We start from the raw sequence: 17,480 nt of genomic DNA, 5'->3' as shown, positions 1-17,480 counted from the left end.
GTTAGCTCCGCCGCGACCTCCGACACTCCGGTCAAGTTGACGCGTCGGGCAAAACACCGGCAATATACCATCATGCGGCGTTGGGCGGACCGCTGCACCGGCTCTCGCATTTCCCTCTTTGAGTTCGCCGCGCCTGCTGCATCCTGACGAAGGCTAGACCGGCACTGACACCTTGACAGCCGTCGTTCTCTCCTCCTTGGGCCCCGCCGAGCGGACGAAGTGACGCAGGCGATCCTTGAGGTCGAAAAGCTCGTCCAAAGGCATATTCAGGAAGCAATAGAACTCGCCGAGCATTTGTTCGGTTCTCTGGCGAAGCGACACTCCCTTCGGCGTAAGGCCGACAAGGACCCGCCGTTCATCGTCTGGCTGCCGTCGCCGCGTCACTAGTCCCTTGGCCTCGAGGCGCTTCAGCATCGGAGAGAGTGAGCCGAGATCCATCTGGAGCGCCGATGCCAGGTCCCCGACTCCCCGCGCGCCGCGTTCCCAGAGCACGACCAGAACCAGATATTGCGGATAGGTCACGCCGAGCTTCTTGAGGAACGGTACGAACAGGCGCGTCATGTGATTGCTTGCGGAATAGAGCGCAAAGCAAAGGTGATTATCGAGCCCGGGCATCTCGACCGGCGCGATGGAGTGCTGACCGTCTTGATTCCTGGTGTCCCGTCGCGTGTTTGTTGTTCGTGTCTTCATTCTCGCCTGGCCGCCTGCAGAACAGATCATTCCTTCAGCCAAATCCTAGCGTTAGCCGCTGCGCCAGCCAAGCTGTTCGATCGCAATTTTCTGTTGTTACATTGTATCGTACCTCGTTAATTTGACTCATAGTATTTTGTGTGCAAACTATTTGCACCTCGTTTAAACGAGGGGAGCTGGCCGCGGAGCGTCCGGCTGCCGGCCTTGCAAATGAAAACAAAACAGAGGGGAGGAATTGCCATGTCGGACATGGACCGCCGTGCATTCGTGGGAGCCACCGCCATCGGCGGTATGGCAGCTGCAGTTTTCTCCGCGTCATCGGCGGTGGCCGCGGGGCAGAGCGGCTACTTCGTGATCGCGGAAATTGTATCCAAGAAGGACAAGGCGGATGACCTCCGCGCGCTTCTTGTTCCTTTCGCCGTAGCGTCGGCGAAAGAGCCCGGATGTCTGGTCTATACGCTGATGGAAGTCATCGGGGAGCCAGGCCGCTTCCTGACCTTCGAGCGCTGGAAGGACAAGGCGGCGCTCGATGCGCATATGGTCACCCCCGACATCAAGGCCATCGTGCCGAAGCTCGAGCCAGTTCTGGCAAAGCCGTTCACACAACTGTTCCTGGACGCGCGCACCGGCGGTTGAGCCGTGAGCCGCTGCACGCAGCCGACGGGTCGCTGTCTGGCAGCGGCCCGGAGCAGTGTGTTCGACCTTTGATTTGAAACCAGAGCAGATGAATCGGGAGGAAGAGATGCGTGGTCTCGTTTATGCCGCGGCGTCGCTGATTGCGGTCGTCGTCACCGCTCCAGCACGCGCCGGTGAAATTTATGTCATCGAGAATGGTCAGGGAAACAAGGTGATCGCCGCCAAGAAGGACGTCGCCGCACTCGCCGCTGTGCCGGTCATGCCCGACGGCAAGCCCAACCAGGGTTTCAACTATGCGAAGCTCTACGAGCTGCCGGGTGCAAATACCCATGTGATGCGCGGACACGTCGACGCCAAAGGCTCGATCGCCGTTCACGAAGGTCCTCTGCCTTACATTCTCTACGTCATCAGCGGCAGCGGGAAGCTGTCCCTGAACGACAAGGGCGGCGCGCAGATCGGGGAGGTCACTTACAAGCCGGATGATGTGATCGTCTTCCAGCCCAACACGTTGCACGGTTGGACCAATGGCGACTCTGCGTTCGAGTTTCTCGGCGTCGAGCTACCCGCACCCCAGAAATAATCCAATCAGGTGAAATCCAGGAGAGAACGCATGTCGGAGATCATTCTGCATCACTACCAGCTGTCGCCTTACTCCGAGAAGATTCGGCTGGCGCTCGGCTTGAAGGGCCAGAGCTGGCGCTCGGTCGAGATCCCGGTCTGGACGCCGCGTCCCAAACTCACCCCGATGACAGGCGGCTACCGGCGCACGCCGATCCTCCAGATCGGGGCAGAGTTCTATTGCGATACGCTTCTCATTCTCCGCGTGATCGACACGTTGGGAGGCGCGGGCGCGCTCTATCCTGCCGGACAGGAAGGACTCGCCAAGGCGTTCGGATGGTGGATCGAGAAGGGCTCCTTCATGAATGCTGTCTGTCTGGCCATTGGCAACATGGACGGAAAAATCCCCCAGGAACTGGTCGAAGAGCGCCGTCCTCTCTTTCGCGTCAACCTGGACCCGCAGGTCTTGCTTCCGAGGCGCGCGATCTACCTGCAACGGCTCAAGGCGCATCTCACATGGCTCACCGAAGTTCTCTCTGACGGCCGCAGCTTCGTCCTGGGACAGAACCCTTCCGCGGCCGATCTGTCGGCCTATCACCCGATCTGGTTTGCACGACAGAATGGCGGGCCGGAGATCGTCGACCTCATCGCCTTTGAGGGAGTGGTTGACGCCTGGTACGCGCGAGTTGCGGCCCTTGGGCACGGCAAACACACGGACATGACACCTGATGAGGCGATCGAGGTTGCCCGGGTGACTTCACCGAGCGAGCCCGACCGCATATCGTCGGCGGCACAGAATGCCGGCATTCGACGCGGCGACTGGGTCAGCGTGACTCCCGACGATTACGGCAATCCCGTCCATGGAAGTCTGCTTGCCTGGACAGCCGATGAGATCGTGATCCGGCACGAAGACCCTTCGGTCGGCAAAGTGAATCTTCACTTTCCAACAGTCGGCTTCGATTTGGTTCCCGCTCAAAGGGAAGCGGCCTAGACAGCCCGGATGTGTAACTTGGGACGCGCCTGGTCGTCGGGCGCGTCCCCTAGCCGCAACCAATTCATCCACCGCTCGCGATGGCCGCGCAAATGTTCCCGCAGATCTTGAGCGCACGACCGACGCAATCTTCGTCACGCTCTTGATAAGTTCATCGAGCAAATGCCGCCGCATTCGCATCACGATTGTCGTCAGCTGAAACCGTTCGAGCATCCGTTCAAAATTTCGGTGAGAGACAACGATTGCTTGACAGGCATTCTGAACTCCAGCAGTTTTAGGTTGAATAGCCGTCGCATGATTTTTGCTTTGCTGGTTTGATTTTCTGGGAACCAAACGCGGAGCATTCATATGACGGTTATTCCTCCCGCCAGTGGAGTGACGCTCCACGATGGTGACACGATGGACGTCAGTGGCGGCGTTTCCGTCGATCGCACGTGGATCTTGACGGGCGGTTCGCAGACAGTCGGCGGATCCTCCACGACGAGTACGGCAACCAACACCAATATCTTTGGCGGCGAGCAGGACGTCGTTTCCAATGGCCTCGCCAGCTATACGACCATCTTCCAGGGCGTCCAGCGCGTCACCGGCTCCTATGTCCATGAGGGACCATCCCCCGGCAAGGCTGATCATACCGCCATCGATGGCGGCGAGCAGGACGTCGACACCGGCATCGCAACAGCGACGAGGGTCAATTCCGGCGGCACCCAGAACGTGACCAATGGTGGCAGCGCCAACGGAACCGTTGTCGAATCCGGTGGCGTTCTCAAAGTTTCGGGTGAAACCGTGGAAACGGCACCCGTGTATCCGCCGCCGGTGATCCAAAGCGTAGCGACCGCTGCGACCATCAACTACCAGGGCGAATTCGACGTCACCGGCGGCGGGACTGCGGTGAATGCCGTGGTCAAAGGCGGCGTCATGACGGTGTCGGGATCGATACCGGATCCGTTCGCCAACGTTCCCGGTCAGCCTTCCGTCGACGCCAGCATGGCCACCGGCACTATCGTTGAAAATGGTGGAACCTTGACGGTGTCGGACGGCGCGTTGGCATCGGGAACCATCGTCCAAATCTTCGGCAGTCTGAACGTGGACGCCGGTGGCACAGTGACCGGCACGACGCTCGATTTGGGAACGATGCAGCTATCCGCCGGCGCGACTGCGACCGACACAATCGTCAATCAAGGTGGCGCTCTTGTCGTGCTTGGCAATGCAGAGTTTTCGGGCACGGTGTTCAACGTCGGCAGCACCCTGGAGATCGGAGACGGCACGAGCGAAACTGGTTTCGTTGTTGCGAACGGCGTCACGCTCGACGTTCTCGACGGAGGTGTCCTCAATGGCGGCATTGTCTCGGCCGGCGGAACGCTGATTCTCGAAGCCGGCGCAACGTTCTCCGACACGACGTTCCAGAGCGGCGCGACGTTCGTCGTCGAGTATGGCTATGCAGAAAGCGACTTCACCGTATCTGATGGCATAACCTTCAAGGTGCTCGGCACTGCCACGAACACGACGATATCGGCGGGTGGCAAGCAAATCGTCGGTAACTTCGGCGAGGGAGGCTCCGCGACCAACACTGTCATCAATGGCGGCGAACAGGATGTCGAGCTTCTCGCCACCGCGAGCTACACAACGATCAACAAGGGCGGCATTCAGCATATCGCGGGTCTTTACATTCACGATGAGCCCGGACCGGGACGGGCCGATCACACCACCGTCAACAATGGCGGCGAACAGGTTGTCGATACCGGCATCGTCACGGCAACCACCGTCAACGCTGGCGGCGTCCAAACGCTCACCAACGGAGGCATTGCCAGCGACACCATCGTCGGATCGGGCGGGATCATCAATGCGTCGGGAGAGACCGTCTATTATTCTCCAGGGGGCCAATTCGCTACCGTCATCAGAAGTGAGTTCGATTCGGCTGATGTCGGCAACGGCGGCGAATTGCACCTCTCCGGCGCGGGGATCGCCAAGAATGCCACCATCGATGGTGGCGTGATGACGGTCTCGGGGTCGATACCGGATCCCGTGACCAATGATCCGAATGCACCGGCGGTCGACGCCAGCGAGGCGAGCGGAACCATCCTCAATTCAGGCAGCATCTCCGTCTCGGACGGCGGCATCGTCACCGCCACGACCCTGAACGGCGGCACGCTTGACGTGCTCGATCAGGGGACCGCGAACGCTTCGACGATTTATCATGGCGCCACGGAATTCGTCGAAGCGGGTGGCATTGTCGGCGCGACCACGATCGCCGGCGGCATGCTCGATCTCAGGGCGGGCGCAATCGCCGACGACGCGATCATTTTCTCCGGCCTGGGCACGCTCAAGATTGAGGAGGAGCTGGTTGCCGGCTCGTCGACCTTTGCAAGCCAGATCAAGGGCATTGCGCTCGGCGACGAGATCGACCTTTCCGGGCTCTCCTACACAGATGGTGCAACGGCGACTGTATCCGGCTCGACGCTCACGGTGAGCAACGGCACAGCGAGCGAGACGTTCACACTGGCGGATACGTCGATCACGCATTTCGGCATCACGCAAGACAGCACCGGTGGCATCTTGCTGACAGCCGCGGCCGGTCCTACGACGATCAATGGTCCGGCATCCGGTCACGCGATCATTAAGGGTACGACGGGCGACGACATCATCCACGCCTATGGCATGTTCAACATCATCCACGGCAACGGTGGGAATGATGCGATCTACGCCGGACTGTACGGCACGGTTGATGTGCCGAGCGGCGACAGCACCATCCATCTGGAGGGGTTCGACAACCGCGTTACCGGTGGTGACGGCAATACTGCGGTAACGGGCTCGACGGGCGCCACGACGATAACGCTCGGCAACGGCAACAATACCATCGACGCCGGCGGATACGGAAACATCATCACGCTCGGCAACGGCAAAGATGTCGTCCATCCGGGTGACGGCGCGAGCACGACGATGGCGGGCAATGGCAACCACCAGGTGACGCTCTCAGGATTTGGCAACAAGGTCGTGCTTGGAAACGGCAATGACGTTGTCACGGGTGGAGGTGGCGCCAACAGCGTCACTCTCGGCGATGGCAACAACACCGTGAAGCTCGACGGGATGGTCAACCAGATCACCGTCGGTTCCGGAACAAACACGATCGCGGCAGGCAATGGATTAGACACCGTCGTCGCCGGCGCGGGCCACGATACGATCATACTTGGCGGAGTCGCCAATCACGTGGTGCTCAACGGCTCCACGGCAGACGTGACAAACCAGATCGGACAGGACGTCGTTACGGCCAATGGTGGATCGGATCAGTTCAACTTCGTCGGGTTCGGCAACCAGGCGGTCATCAATGGTCCGGCCCATGTCGACATCATTGATCACAGCACGGGCCTGACCGTCTCCGTCAATTCCGGCAACCAATTCGATATGATTTCCGGATTCGGCAATGACGCGCTCGGCGTCGTCCAACTTGCAAATGGCGTCGGCAATTACCACGCCGTCGCCGATATCATGAGCGCGCTCAGGAGCGATGGGCATGGCGGGACCCTGCTTGCCCTGGGCAGTGCGCCTCACGCGGGGTCGATCGATTTCGTCGACGCCGCGATCAGCCAATTGCACGCATCGAACTTTGTGATCGTGTAGAACGCGGCTTTGCTTTGCCGCCGGTTTCCTTGCTTGCGAAATCCATGGCGATTGCGGATCAAGCGGGATTGGGGCGCGAACTCATTCATTCATGAGCTCGCGCCCCAGTTCCGTCAGGCTCAGTAGTCCCAGAACACCGGTACCCAGCGGAAGGCATCGCCGGCGGCTGCGACGTGCCCGACCGACGGGAATGGCATATGCGTGGCCACCAGCAGTTCGCCACTCTTGGCGAGCTCGCGCAGGAGGCGGATGCGAACGCGCGCGGCTTCTTCCGGGTCGTGCTCGAAGCCGTTGTGCCATTCAGGCTGGTCGAATCCGACGGCGAACACGGCGTCGCCGGCGAATGTCAGCGCCTCGCCGCCGGACGCCACGCGGACCACGCTGTGTCCGGGCGTGTGGCCGCCGGTGCGGCGGACAACGACGCCGGGGGCCACCTCATGCTGCTCGTCGAACTGGCGTATCTGACTGCCATACATTTTCACGAACTGCCTGGCGGCGGCGCGAAGCGCATCCGGGAAGCCCTGTGGCATGTTGGTGTGGGTGAAATCGGGCGACTCCCAGAACTTGACCTCGGCGGCCGCCACATGAATGCGCAGGTCCTTGCGCAGCCGCTCCTTCACGCCGTCGACGAGCAGCCCGCCGACATGGTCCATGTGCATGTGGGTCAGCACCAGGTCGGTCACGGACGCAAGGTCGATGCCGGCGGCTTCCAATCGCTTGATCAACTGACCGGCCCGCGGCAAGTGCAGATTGGGATCGGACCCGAGGCCAGCGTCGATCAGGATGGTCTTGTCGCCGCTTCGCACGACCACCGCATTGAGCGCCCAGTCGAATGCGTCTTGAGGCAGGAACATGTCCTTCAGCCAGTTGCCCCGGACGGCAGGATCGGCGTTGTGCGCCAGCATGGTCGTCGGCAGCGGCAGCACGCCGTCGCTGACCACCAGCACGTCGATCTCGCCGATACGCACCGCGTAACGCGAGGGGACCAGCTCTTCGGGTTTCGACGCCAGGGAAGCATTGTGCAGATTCATGTTGGTTTCCTTTCTCCGGGCGATGTTTGCTCGACCGATAGACCGAGGTCGAAGGTCATCCCCGGACCTCCGGTGCAGCTGATGGGCGCCTTTTAGGCGGCGCGAAAATCCGCGTCTTTCCCGATGCTGCCCCGCGTTGTCCGATTCTGCTCCGCGGACGCCGCATGCGAGCACCTTGCGTGCGTTTGTGAAAAGTCGTGATCGCCCCGTTGCAGCCCGCCGCCACCCTCAGATCGTCGAGGCTACCCGGAACGTCCTGAAATGATTGGAAAATTCTGACGCGGAGCGGTCAGTCGCGCGCGGGCGGGCGCGGTCCGGTGCGACCCCGTCGGTCGTGGACAGCGATGGGGGAATACCCGATACACGGCCCTCGAAATGGCAGGTTGCTGTGGCCTGCGCTCGAACCTTCACAGAAGAGACATATGATGACCAAAGGCGCTTACGGTGAACGGCTCGGAGAATTCCTGCGTCTCGAGCAGGTGCCGCCGATGCTGATGACCAGATCGCTGCGCAGCACCGAGATCGCCGTCACGGAAACCCGCAACGACAATCCGGTGCCGGGTCTTTCCGGTTCGTTCGCGGCGGAAGATGCCTATCTCGTCAGCCTGAAGCTGCGCGACTATCCGGAGTGCGAGATCTGGGAGCAGGGGCGTCACCTCAAGAAGACCGACGTCCATGCCGGCACGACCTATTTGTACGACCTCAAGGCCGATCCGCGTTACGTGATCGACAAGCCGCTTCACTCCCTGCATTTCTACGTGCCGCGTTCGGCGCTCGATGGTCTCATCGACCAGTCGGGGGCGCGGCGCATCGGTGCGCTCGATTGCAGCCCTGTCGGGCATGACGACGAGGTCGTCCGCCATATCGGCGCGTCCTTGCGCGAGGGGCTGCGCCGGCCTGATGAGGCCAACCAGCTCTTCATCGATCACATGATGCTGGCGCTCACCGCCCACGTCGCGCAGACCTATGGAGGCTTTCGGCACAAAGCCGAGACGAGCCGCGGTGCGCTTGCGCCATGGCAGCTGGCGCGCGCCTGTGACAAGCTCGAGGCGGATCTCGCCGGCAAACTGCCGTTAAAGGCCATCGCGGCCGAGCTCGGCATTTCGGTCAGTCATTTCTCGCGCGCGTTTCGCGCCTCGACCGGCTTGCCGCCACATCGTTGGCTTCTCCATCATCGCGTGAGTACCGCCAAGCGCTTGATGAGCGTGTGCGGCCTGCCGCTGTCGGAGATTGCGATGTCGGCCGGCTTTGCCAACCAGAGCCACTTCACGCGGGTTTTTTCCGCGCTGACAGGCACCAGTCCGGGGGCCTGGCGGCGCGATGCACTGGGCGCATCGAGCCGCGAGGATTAGGTCAACGTAGCCTGTTCAGCCCGCGCTTTAGAATTGATACCGTCGCAGCCCGCCATCCACCGGGATCACCGTGCCGGTGATGTAGCGCGCCACCGGCGAGGCCAGGAAAACCGCGAGCGCGGCGAGGTCTTCCGGCTCGCCCCAATAGCCGACCGGAATTTCTTCCTCGGCAAAGCGCTCGCGATACTCGGGCGCGTAATTGCGGCGGATCTGCTCGCTCATGATGCGGCCAGGCGGGATGCAGTTGATGGTGATGCCGTGCTCGCCGATCTCGCGTGACAGGCCCTTGGCCCAGGCGTGTACGGCGGCTTTCGCCGCGAATGCCGCATTGAGCCCTTCCGGCTCGGACTTGCCGGTGATGTTGACGATGCGGCCCCATTTGCGCGCGATCATCTGTGGCAACAGCGCATGCGCGATGCGGCGGTAGCTGGTGAAGTTCAGCGCGATCGCCTCGTCCCATTTGCTGTCGGGCGCGTCGACCGGCAGCGGCCGGCTACCCCCGGCATTGTTGATGAGAATATCGACATGGCCGAGCTCCTTCAGCGCGAAGGCGGCGATCCTCTCGGCCGCGTCCTTGGCCATCACGTCCTGCTCGAACGGCGTGATCAGGCCGCCGCCGACCTCCTTCACCAGCTCGGCGAGCAAGTCGGTCCGTCGCGCCACGCCCACCACACGCACGCCTTCGGCGGCGAGACCCTTGGCGATGGCGCGGCCGATGCCGATGCTGGCTCCGGTGACGACAGCGGTTTTCGATTTCAGCCCGAGGTCCATGGTCACACGCTCTCTTGTTCGCTTTTCGCGCTTTGGTTTTCGTTTGGCTTTCGTTTTGCTGCCCTGTGCCGGGTGCGGCGATTTGCCCGACCGGGACGAGGAGTGGTAACCAAGAGGCCACGCGAAGGAAACACCAAAAAGAAAAGGCTCGACCAATGGTATGGGATCCGCAGCAATATCTGAAATTCTCCGGTCACCGGCTCCGGCCTGCGGTCGACCTGCTGATGCGGATTCCCGATGTCGGCCCGCGCACGGTCGCCGATCTCGGCGCCGGCGCCGGCAACGTGACAAAGCTGATCAAGGAGCGCTGGCCATCGGCCGCGGTGACAGGCGTCGAGGGCTCGGCCGAAATGGTTGCCGCCGGGCGCAAGGCCGCGCCTGACGTGGAGTGGTCCCATGAAGACCTCGGCAACTGGCATCCTGCGAAGCAATATGACGTCGTCTATTCCAATGCCGCACTGCACTGGCTGCCCAATCATGCGGCACTCTTTCCCTCAGTGATGGAGAAGGTCGCGCCGGGCGGAATACTTGCAGTGCAGATGCCGCGCAACTTTCTGGCGCCATCGCATGTGCTGATCGGCGAGACCGCCCTGAACGGGCCGTGGCGGTCCAAGGTCGAGCACCTCGTTACGCCGCCGCCGGTCGAAGGGCCGGCCTTCTATCACGACCTTCTTGCCCCGCTCGCGCAGAACATCGACATCTGGGAGACCGAATATCTCCAGGTTCTCGAGGGCGAAAATCCCGTGAAGGAATGGACCAAGGGCACCTGGCTGACGCGCTATCTCGACGTGCTCCAGGGCGACGAGAAGGCCGCGTTCGAGGCGGCCTATGGGATGCGTGTCGCCAAGGCCTACCCGAAGAATGCGGCGGGGCAGACGTTATTCCCGTTCCGGCGGCTGTTCATGGTCGCCCAACGCAAGGGTTAACGCCCCCTTCTGCGATGCGACATAAGCGCTCGCTCCCGGTGACCGGAGCGGGCGCCGGGTTGCGCATGCGACCGCGAGCAAGATAGCTTGCCTGCGGCATTGGTTCGCTGCGGCAAATTGGGCTTAGGTCTAGTTGTTCGGGGTGCGGATTGCTGCCACTACTGAAACCGCAAAACAAAAAAGAATCCCGGTTTCCGAGGTTGTTGGGGAGGTTTTTCATGCGCAAACTGCTCTTTGCGGTCGCCGCGGCCGCGCTTGCTTTGGCTCCGGCCATTGCTCAGGCTCAGAGCCCGATCATCATCAAGTTCAGCCACGTCGTCGCCAACGATACGCCGAAGGGCAAGGGCGCGCTGAAGTTCAAGGAGCTTGCCGAGAAGTACACCGACGGCAAGGTCAAGATCGAAGTCTATCCGAACTCCTCGCTCTACAAGGACAAGGAGGAGATCGAGGCGCTCCAGCTCGGCTCCGTGCAGATGCTGGCGCCCTCGACCGCGAAATTCGCCCCGCTCGGCATCAAGGAATTCGAGGCGCTGGACCTGCCCTGGCTGTTCAAGGACGACGCGACCTATTCCGCCGCGATGAAGGGCACGGTCGGCAAATGGCTGTTCCAGAAACTTGAAACGAAAGGCATCACCGGCCTCGCTTACTGGGACAACGGTTTCCACATGGTGTCGTCGAATCGTCCGCTGATGAAGCCGGAGGATTTCAAGGGACTGAAGTTCCGCATCTCCGGATCCAAGATCGCCGACCAGTATTTCCGCCTGATGGGTTCGATCCCGCAGATCATGGCGTTTTCGGAAGTGTACCAGGCGCTCCAGACCGGGGTCGTCGACGGCTGCGAGAACACGGCTTCGAACTATCTGACGCAGAAGTTCTACGAGGTGCAAAAGGACATCACCGTGTCCTATCACGCGCATCTGCAATACGCCGTGATCGTCAACTCGAAATTCTGGTCCGGCCTGCCCCCCGATATCCGCGCCCAGCTCGAGAAGGCGATGGCGGAGGCGACCGACTACACCAACCAGATCGCGCATCAGGAGAACGAGGACGCGCTGGCCGAGATCAAGAAGTCGGGCAAGACCACGCTGCATTATCTCAGCGACGCCGACCGCAAGGCATGGCAGGAGGCGATGCGGCCGACCTATACTTGGGCCAAGGGCCGGGTCGGGCAGGAGGTCCTCGATCTCGTCGCCAAGGAACTCGACGTCAAGATGAACTGACGCGTTTTCCAGGAGAATAATACCAACGGTCGGGAGTGAGGGCACTCCCGACCGTTTCGTATCGACAGGGGGGCTTTGATTTGCTGCGCGCGCTCAACCAGTTGCTCAATCATCTCGAAGAATGGTTGATCGCGACGCTCATTGCCGCTGCAACCGGACTGATCTTCATCGCCGTCGTGCACCGTTACGGTGCGGGCGAATCGATCAACCTGTCGCGATGGGCTGCCGCGCACGGGATGACCTGGCTGGCATCCGCGTCGATGGCGGTGTTCACCTTCCTGTCCGAGCTGGACCTGTCCTGGGCGCAGGAGCTCTGCATCTACATGTTCATCTGGATGGCGAAGTTCGGCGCGGCCTATGGCGTGCGCACGGGCATCCATGTCGGCGTCGACCTGCTCGTCAACCGCCTGCCGGAACATTCGCGCAAGCACGTCATCCTGTTCTCGCTGCTGTGCGGCGCGCTGTTCACCGGCATGATCGCCACCTTCGGCGCGTCCTTTGTCGGCGAGATGTTCAAGACCGGGCAGCAGTCCAACGACCTGGAAGCGCCGATGTGGTTCGTGTATCTCGCGATCCCGCTCGGCTCCGGCCTGATGTGCTTCCGCTTCCTGCAGGTCTCCTGGTTCTATTTCTGGACCGGCGAGCTGCCGCATCATGACGAGACCCATGTCGAGGGCGTCGAGGCCGACGCCTCGCCGGCGCTGCATCCGCAGCCTGCCGGCGCCGCCACCAGGGCCGCGTCGCGAAAGGTCTCGCCGCTCGGCGTCATCCTGATCATGGCGCCGATCCTGATCTTCGCACTCTGCCTCGGCGAGAAGACCGGTTTCATCGTGCTGCCGCATTGGCTGCGGGCCGTCACCGTGTTCGCGCTGCTGATCGCGCTGATGCTGACAGGCATCCCGGTCTCGATCGCGCTCGGCCTCACCGTGATGACGTTCCTCTTCACGCTGACCGCGGTGCCGATCGAAGCCGTCTCGATGAAGCTCTTCACCGGCATAGAGGGCTTCGAGATCATGGCGATCCCGTTCTTCATCCTCGCCGGCAACTTCCTCACCCATGGCGGCGTCGCGCGCCGCATGATCAACTTCGCGACCTCGCTGATCGGTCACTGGCACGGCGGCCTCGGCCTTGCCGGCATCGTCGCCTGCGCGATGTTCGCGCTGGTGTGCGGCTCGAGCGTCGCGACCGTCGCCGCGATCGGCGCCATCGTGCTGCCCGAGATGGTCCGTCACGGCTACCCCATGCGCTTCGGCGCCGGCATTATCACGGTTGCGGGTTCGCTCGGCATCCTGATGCTGCCGTCGATCCCGAAGATCGTCTACGCGGTCTCGACCAACACCTCGATCGGCGCGCTGTTCGTCGCGGGTCTCTTGCCCGGCATCCTGCTGACGACGATGCTCTGCATCGTCACCTGGTGGCTGGCGCGCAGCCGCGATTATCCGCGGCTGCCGAAGGCGACCTGGGGCGAGACCGTCCACGCCTTCCGCGAGAGCGTCTGGGGTCTGATGCTGGTCGTCATCATCATCGGCGGCATCTATAGCGGCCTTTTCACCGCCACCGAGGCGGCGGCGATGGCTGCGGTCTATTCCTTCATCATCGCGGTGTTCGTCTACAAGGCGATCAAGATGTCGGACGTGCCGCGCGTGCTGCTGCGCGCCGCCAACACCAGCGCGATGCTGCTCTACATCGTCACCAACGCGGTGCTGTTCTCCTTCGTGCTCTCCAACGAGAACTTGCCGGCGACGCTTGCCGACTGGATCACGGCGCAGAACCTCGGCTGGGTCGGCTTCCTGCTGGTCGTCAACGTGCTGCTGCTGCTCGCCGGCAACTTCATGGAGCCGAACTCGATCATTCTGATCATGGCGCCGATCCTGGCGCCGGCGGCCAAGAAGCTTGGCATCGACCTCGTCCATTTCGGCATCGTCATGGACGTCAACATGGAGGTCGGCCTCTGCCATCCGCCTGTCGGCCTGAACCTCTACGTCGCATCGATGATAGCCCGAATGCGCATCACCGACCTCGCGGGCGCGGTGATGCCGTGGCTGCTGACCATGCTCGGCTTCCTCGTCATCGTGACCTATTGGCCCGACCTGACGCTCTGGCTGCCAAGGATGCTGGGGATGCACTAGCCGGCTCGCAGGCCGGACATGGCTAACGCGCGGTAAAGCCGCGCGTTCAAATGCCGTCGTGGTGCAGCGCAGGCATTTTTACGGATCTGCGGTAAGACCATGCCAGCGAGATGGGTGCGGGCATGTTGTTCAACAGAATGGAATCCGGACGGGCGTCGATTTCGGATGCCGTCTACCTGGAAGTCATCACGGGCCTTCACGGCACGACGATGCCGAACATTCTTGCGGCCGCTTGCCTTGCGATGGTCGGCGCCATCACGACCTACGAGACCGGCGACATGATCGCGGCGGCCCTCACGGTCGCGGGCGTCGTGGTGGCCATTGTCCGTCTGTTCGAAATCGTGTCCTTCCGTCGCCGCCTTGCGCGATCGCCACGGCTCGACCGGTCCGAGGCCGTGCGCTGGGAGCGGATCTATGTGGCCGGCACCGTCGCAACGGCCTTCGTGCTCGGCATGTTTGCCGCGCGCAGCATCGTGCTGGGCGATGCGCTGTGCTCGGTGATGGCGATCGGCATCGGCTTCGGCTTCGGCGCCGGCGTGGTGGCGCGCCTGGCGCTGCGTCCGGTCGCCGCGCTGCTCGATCTCGTGGCGATCGCAGCGCCCGCCGCGATCGTGACCTTCATGCAGCCGGATCTGCGCCATGTCGGGCTCGGGCTCCTCATCCTGATGTATGTGGTCGCGAGCTTCGAGATGGTGCGGCTGAGCTTCAACGCCTCGATCAACCAGATCACGCTCAAGCGGCAGTTCGAGCAGCTCTCGCGCATCGATCCGATGACCGGCGTGGCCAACCGTTCGGTGCTGGCGACGGACTTGCCCGCCATGCTTGCGGCCGGGATGGTTGCCGTCCATACGCTCGATCTCGACCGCTTCAAGGAAGCGAACGACCGGTTCGGCCACCCCGTTGGCGATGCGCTGCTCAAGCAGGTTGCCGGGCGGCTCAAGCTGCTCGCCGCGGCCGATGACCTCGTCATCCGCATGGGCGGCGACGAATTCGTCCTTGTTCAGCGCGCAGCGACGGACGCGGAAGCGATGGCGATGCGCATCGTGCAATCGCTCAGTGTACCCTATGACGTCGATGGACAGATCGTCGAGCTCGGCGTGAGCGTTGGCATTGCCGTTGCGCCGGATGATGGGCGAACCGCTGAGGCATTGTTGTCGCGCTCCGACCGTGCACTTTACCGCGCCAAGGAGAGCCGCGGCGGCTACGTGCTGGCGCGGGAGATGCGGATGACGAGGGCGTCGGGCCAGACTGTATCCGAAGGGCTGGCCGCGTAAGGAGCGGTTGGAACCGCAATCGAGATGCGGTTAGATGCCTTCCCAGACAAGACGCCGGGGAGGAGCCTATGACCAGCACCGAAGCAGCCAACACGCCGAAGGACGCAACGCCGTCCGTGATTGCGCAGCATCAGGCGATGCTGAACGCGCTGCCGTTTTCCGACACGCGGGATTTCGACGACGCTGCGCGCGGCTTCCTCGGCACGATCGAGCACGCCAAGATCGCGAACCTGCAAGGACGGACCGTCTGGAGCTTGGAGCCCTATGGCTTTCTGTCCAGCGAGCAGGCTCCGCCGACGGTCAATCCCAGCCTGTGGCGGCAGTCGCGGCTGAACATGCAGCACGGCCTGTTCGAGGTTGTGCCGGGCGTCTACCAGGTGCGCGGCCTCGACATCGCCAACATGACGCTGATCGAGGGCGACAGCGGTGTCATCGTCGTGGATACTCTGACCTCGATCGAGGGGGCACGCGCCGCGCTCGATCTCTATTTCAGGCATCGCGGCCTCAAGCCGGTCGCTGCAGTGATCTTCACCCATACCCACACCGATCACTGGGGTGGCGCGCGCGGCGTGCTGGAGGAGGATGCGCTGGCGACCGGGCGCGTGCCGATCATCGCGCCTGATCTGTTCATGGAGCACGCCGTCTCCGAGAACATCATCGCCGGGCCGGCGATGCTGCGCCGGGCGCAGTATCAGTTCGGGCCGTTCCTCGCGAAGGGCGTGCGCGGCCAGGTCGATTGCGGCCTCGGCAAGACCATGGCGGCCGGCGCGGTCGCGCTGCTGCGGCCGACCGATTTGATCATGGCGACCGGCGACAAGCGCATCATCGACGGCGTCGAATTCGAATTCCAGATGGCGCCGAACAGCGAAGCGCCGGCGGAGATGCATTTCTTCCTGCCGCGCTACAAGCTTCTGAACCTCGCCGAAAACTGCACGCACAATTTCCACAATCTGCTGCCGTTCCGCGGCGCTGACGTGCGCGATGCGCTGGCGTGGTCGAAATATCTGGGCGAAGCGCTGCAGCTGTGGGGCGGCAAGGCCGAGGCGATGTGCGGCCAGCACCATTGGCCGGTGTGGGGTCGTGAACGCATCGACAGCATGATCCGCGAGCAGCGCGACCTCTACAAGTTCGCGCATGACCAGACCATCCGCCTGATGAATCACGGTCTCAACGCGGCCGAGATCGCCGAGACGATCCAGTTGCCGAGGAGCCTGGAAGGTGCCTGGCACGGCCGCGGCTATTATGGTCACATCCGTCATAACGTGAAGGCGATCTACCAGAAATATCTCGGCTGGTACGACGCCAACCCGGTCAATCTCGATCCGCTGCCTCCGGTGGCATCTGGCAAGAAATACGTCGAGTACATGGGCGGCGCCGACGCGATCCTGACGCGGGCGGCTGCGGATTTTGAAAAGGGCGAATTCCGCTTCGTGGCGCAGGCGCTCGGCCATCTCGTCTTCGCCGAGCCCGACAATCAAGCGGCGCGCGCGTTGCTCGCCGACACGTTGGAGCAGCTCGGCTATGCCGCCGAGAGCTCGACATGGCGCAACGCCTATCTGTTCGGCGCGCAGGAACTTCGGCAAGGCATGCCGAAGACTCCGCCGCGTGCGCCGATGCCGCGCGAGACCCTGGCCGCGCTGCGCACGGAGCAGCTCTGGGACGTGCTTGGCATCCGTCTCAACGGCCCCAAGGCGGAAGGCAAGCGCATCGTGCTCAACTGGAGCTTTTCGGATACCGGCGAGACGTTCGTGCTCAATCTGGAGAACTGCGCGCTGACCTACACCGAAGGCGTGCAGGCCGAGAAGGCCGACGCCAGCTTCACGCTGGCGCGCGCAACGCTGGACGAGGTGATCGGTAAGCTGACGAGCTTTCCGGAGGCGGTGGCGGCCGGCAAGGTCAAGCTGTCGGGCAATCCGATGAAGCTTGCCGAGCTAATGGGCCTGATGGACGAGTTTCCGCGGATGTTCGAGATTGTCGAGCCGAAGCGGGTGGTGGTGGTGTAGCCGCCGCAATTGCCGCGGGCTCCGTCATTGCGAGGAGCCCTTGCGACGAAGCAATCCGGAGTCCCTCGACAGAGACAGTCTGGATTGCTTCGCTACGCTCCCAGTGACGTGGGGATGGAGGAGGGCGCCACACACTCAGTTGTTGTCCCGGGGCGCGCGAAGCGCGAACCCGGGACCCATAGCCGAGGGAGAAGTCTGGGGCGAGACAGGTCACTGCGAGTCTTCGCCAGACAATTGCTGCGGCGTATGGGTCCCGGATCGGCGCGCGCTTTAGGCGCGCTCGT

At 62.5% G+C, this 17,480-nt stretch carries 13 protein-coding genes and 1 pseudogene; 11 read left to right on the top strand and 3 right to left on the bottom strand.

Annotation, left to right across the window (positions count from 1 at the left end; translation table 11 throughout):
* Positions 1-153: 153 nt before the first annotated feature.
* Positions 154-561 (bottom strand): MarR family transcriptional regulator, encoded by a 408-nt coding sequence (locus tag Q0687_RS26530; RefSeq protein WP_298883563.1) that lies wholly within the window; start codon positions 559-561, stop codon positions 154-156.
* Between the two features lie 369 nt (positions 562-930).
* Between Q0687_RS26530 and Q0687_RS26525 the strand changes: the two genes are divergently transcribed.
* The 4 genes from Q0687_RS26525 (at position 931) to Q0687_RS26510 (ending at position 6,490) form a co-directional block, all read left to right on the top strand.
* On the top strand, positions 931-1,326 hold the full coding sequence (locus tag Q0687_RS26525) for a putative quinol monooxygenase (protein WP_298883562.1): 396 nt from the start codon (positions 931-933) through the stop codon (positions 1,324-1,326).
* A gap of 73 nt (positions 1,327-1,399) precedes the next feature.
* Positions 1,400-1,906, top strand: a complete 507-nt coding sequence (locus Q0687_RS26520; RefSeq protein WP_298883560.1) for a cupin domain-containing protein — start codon at positions 1,400-1,402, stop codon at positions 1,904-1,906.
* Positions 1,907-1,936: 30 nt separating this feature from the next.
* The gene (locus Q0687_RS26515) at positions 1,937-2,875 is read left to right on the top strand and encodes a glutathione S-transferase family protein (RefSeq protein WP_298883559.1); all 939 of its coding nucleotides are present in this window, start codon (positions 1,937-1,939) and stop codon (positions 2,873-2,875) included.
* A gap of 348 nt (positions 2,876-3,223) precedes the next feature.
* Positions 3,224-6,490, top strand: coding sequence for an AIDA repeat-containing protein (locus tag Q0687_RS26510; RefSeq protein ID WP_298883557.1), 3,267 nt, complete (start codon positions 3,224-3,226; stop codon positions 6,488-6,490).
* Positions 6,491-6,609: 119 nt separating this feature from the next.
* On the opposite strand, the gene Q0687_RS26505 is transcribed toward Q0687_RS26510, so the two are convergent.
* Entirely contained in the window at positions 6,610-7,521 is a 912-nt protein-coding gene (locus tag Q0687_RS26505) for an MBL fold metallo-hydrolase (protein WP_298883555.1), read from the bottom strand.
* A 422-nt stretch (positions 7,522-7,943) separates the two neighbouring features.
* Between Q0687_RS26505 and Q0687_RS26500 the strand changes: the two genes are divergently transcribed.
* A complete protein-coding gene (locus tag Q0687_RS26500; protein ID WP_298883553.1) occupies positions 7,944-8,873 on the top strand; it encodes an AraC family transcriptional regulator in 930 nt (309 codons plus the stop codon).
* Between the two features lie 27 nt (positions 8,874-8,900).
* On the opposite strand, the gene Q0687_RS26495 is transcribed toward Q0687_RS26500, so the two are convergent.
* Positions 8,901-9,644, bottom strand: a complete 744-nt coding sequence (locus tag Q0687_RS26495) for an SDR family oxidoreductase (protein WP_298883687.1) — start codon at positions 9,642-9,644, stop codon at positions 8,901-8,903.
* Positions 9,645-9,799: 155 nt separating this feature from the next.
* Between Q0687_RS26495 and Q0687_RS26490 the strand changes: the two genes are divergently transcribed.
* From Q0687_RS26490 to Q0687_RS26470, 6 genes and pseudogenes are all read left to right on the top strand, one after another.
* A complete protein-coding gene (locus tag Q0687_RS26490) occupies positions 9,800-10,570 on the top strand; it encodes a methyltransferase domain-containing protein (RefSeq protein ID WP_298883551.1) in 771 nt (256 codons plus the stop codon).
* Between the two features lie 218 nt (positions 10,571-10,788).
* The gene (locus tag Q0687_RS26485; RefSeq protein ID WP_298883549.1) at positions 10,789-11,790 is read left to right on the top strand and encodes a DctP family TRAP transporter solute-binding subunit; all 1,002 of its coding nucleotides are present in this window, start codon (positions 10,789-10,791) and stop codon (positions 11,788-11,790) included.
* Positions 11,791-12,026: 236 nt separating this feature from the next.
* Positions 12,027-12,392: pseudogene (locus Q0687_RS35875) on the top strand (TRAP transporter small permease subunit); the annotation flags it as partial.
* Between the two features lie 243 nt (positions 12,393-12,635).
* A complete protein-coding gene (locus tag Q0687_RS35870; protein ID WP_363323994.1) occupies positions 12,636-13,919 on the top strand; it encodes a TRAP transporter large permease subunit in 1,284 nt (427 codons plus the stop codon).
* A gap of 122 nt (positions 13,920-14,041) precedes the next feature.
* Positions 14,042-15,193: a GGDEF domain-containing protein gene (locus tag Q0687_RS26475; RefSeq protein WP_298883546.1), complete on the top strand. Its 1,152-nt coding sequence runs from the start codon at positions 14,042-14,044 to the stop codon at positions 15,191-15,193.
* Positions 15,194-15,261: 68 nt separating this feature from the next.
* A complete protein-coding gene (locus Q0687_RS26470; RefSeq protein WP_298883543.1) occupies positions 15,262-17,196 on the top strand; it encodes an alkyl sulfatase dimerization domain-containing protein in 1,935 nt (644 codons plus the stop codon).
* Positions 17,197-17,480: the final 284 nt, after the last annotated feature.

Source organism: uncultured Bradyrhizobium sp. (assembly GCF_936928535.1).
Lineage (GTDB): Bacteria > Pseudomonadota > Alphaproteobacteria > Rhizobiales > Xanthobacteraceae > Bradyrhizobium.
The sequence above is the reverse complement of the archived record's forward strand: the minus strand, read 5'-3'. Positions and strand labels throughout refer to the sequence as shown.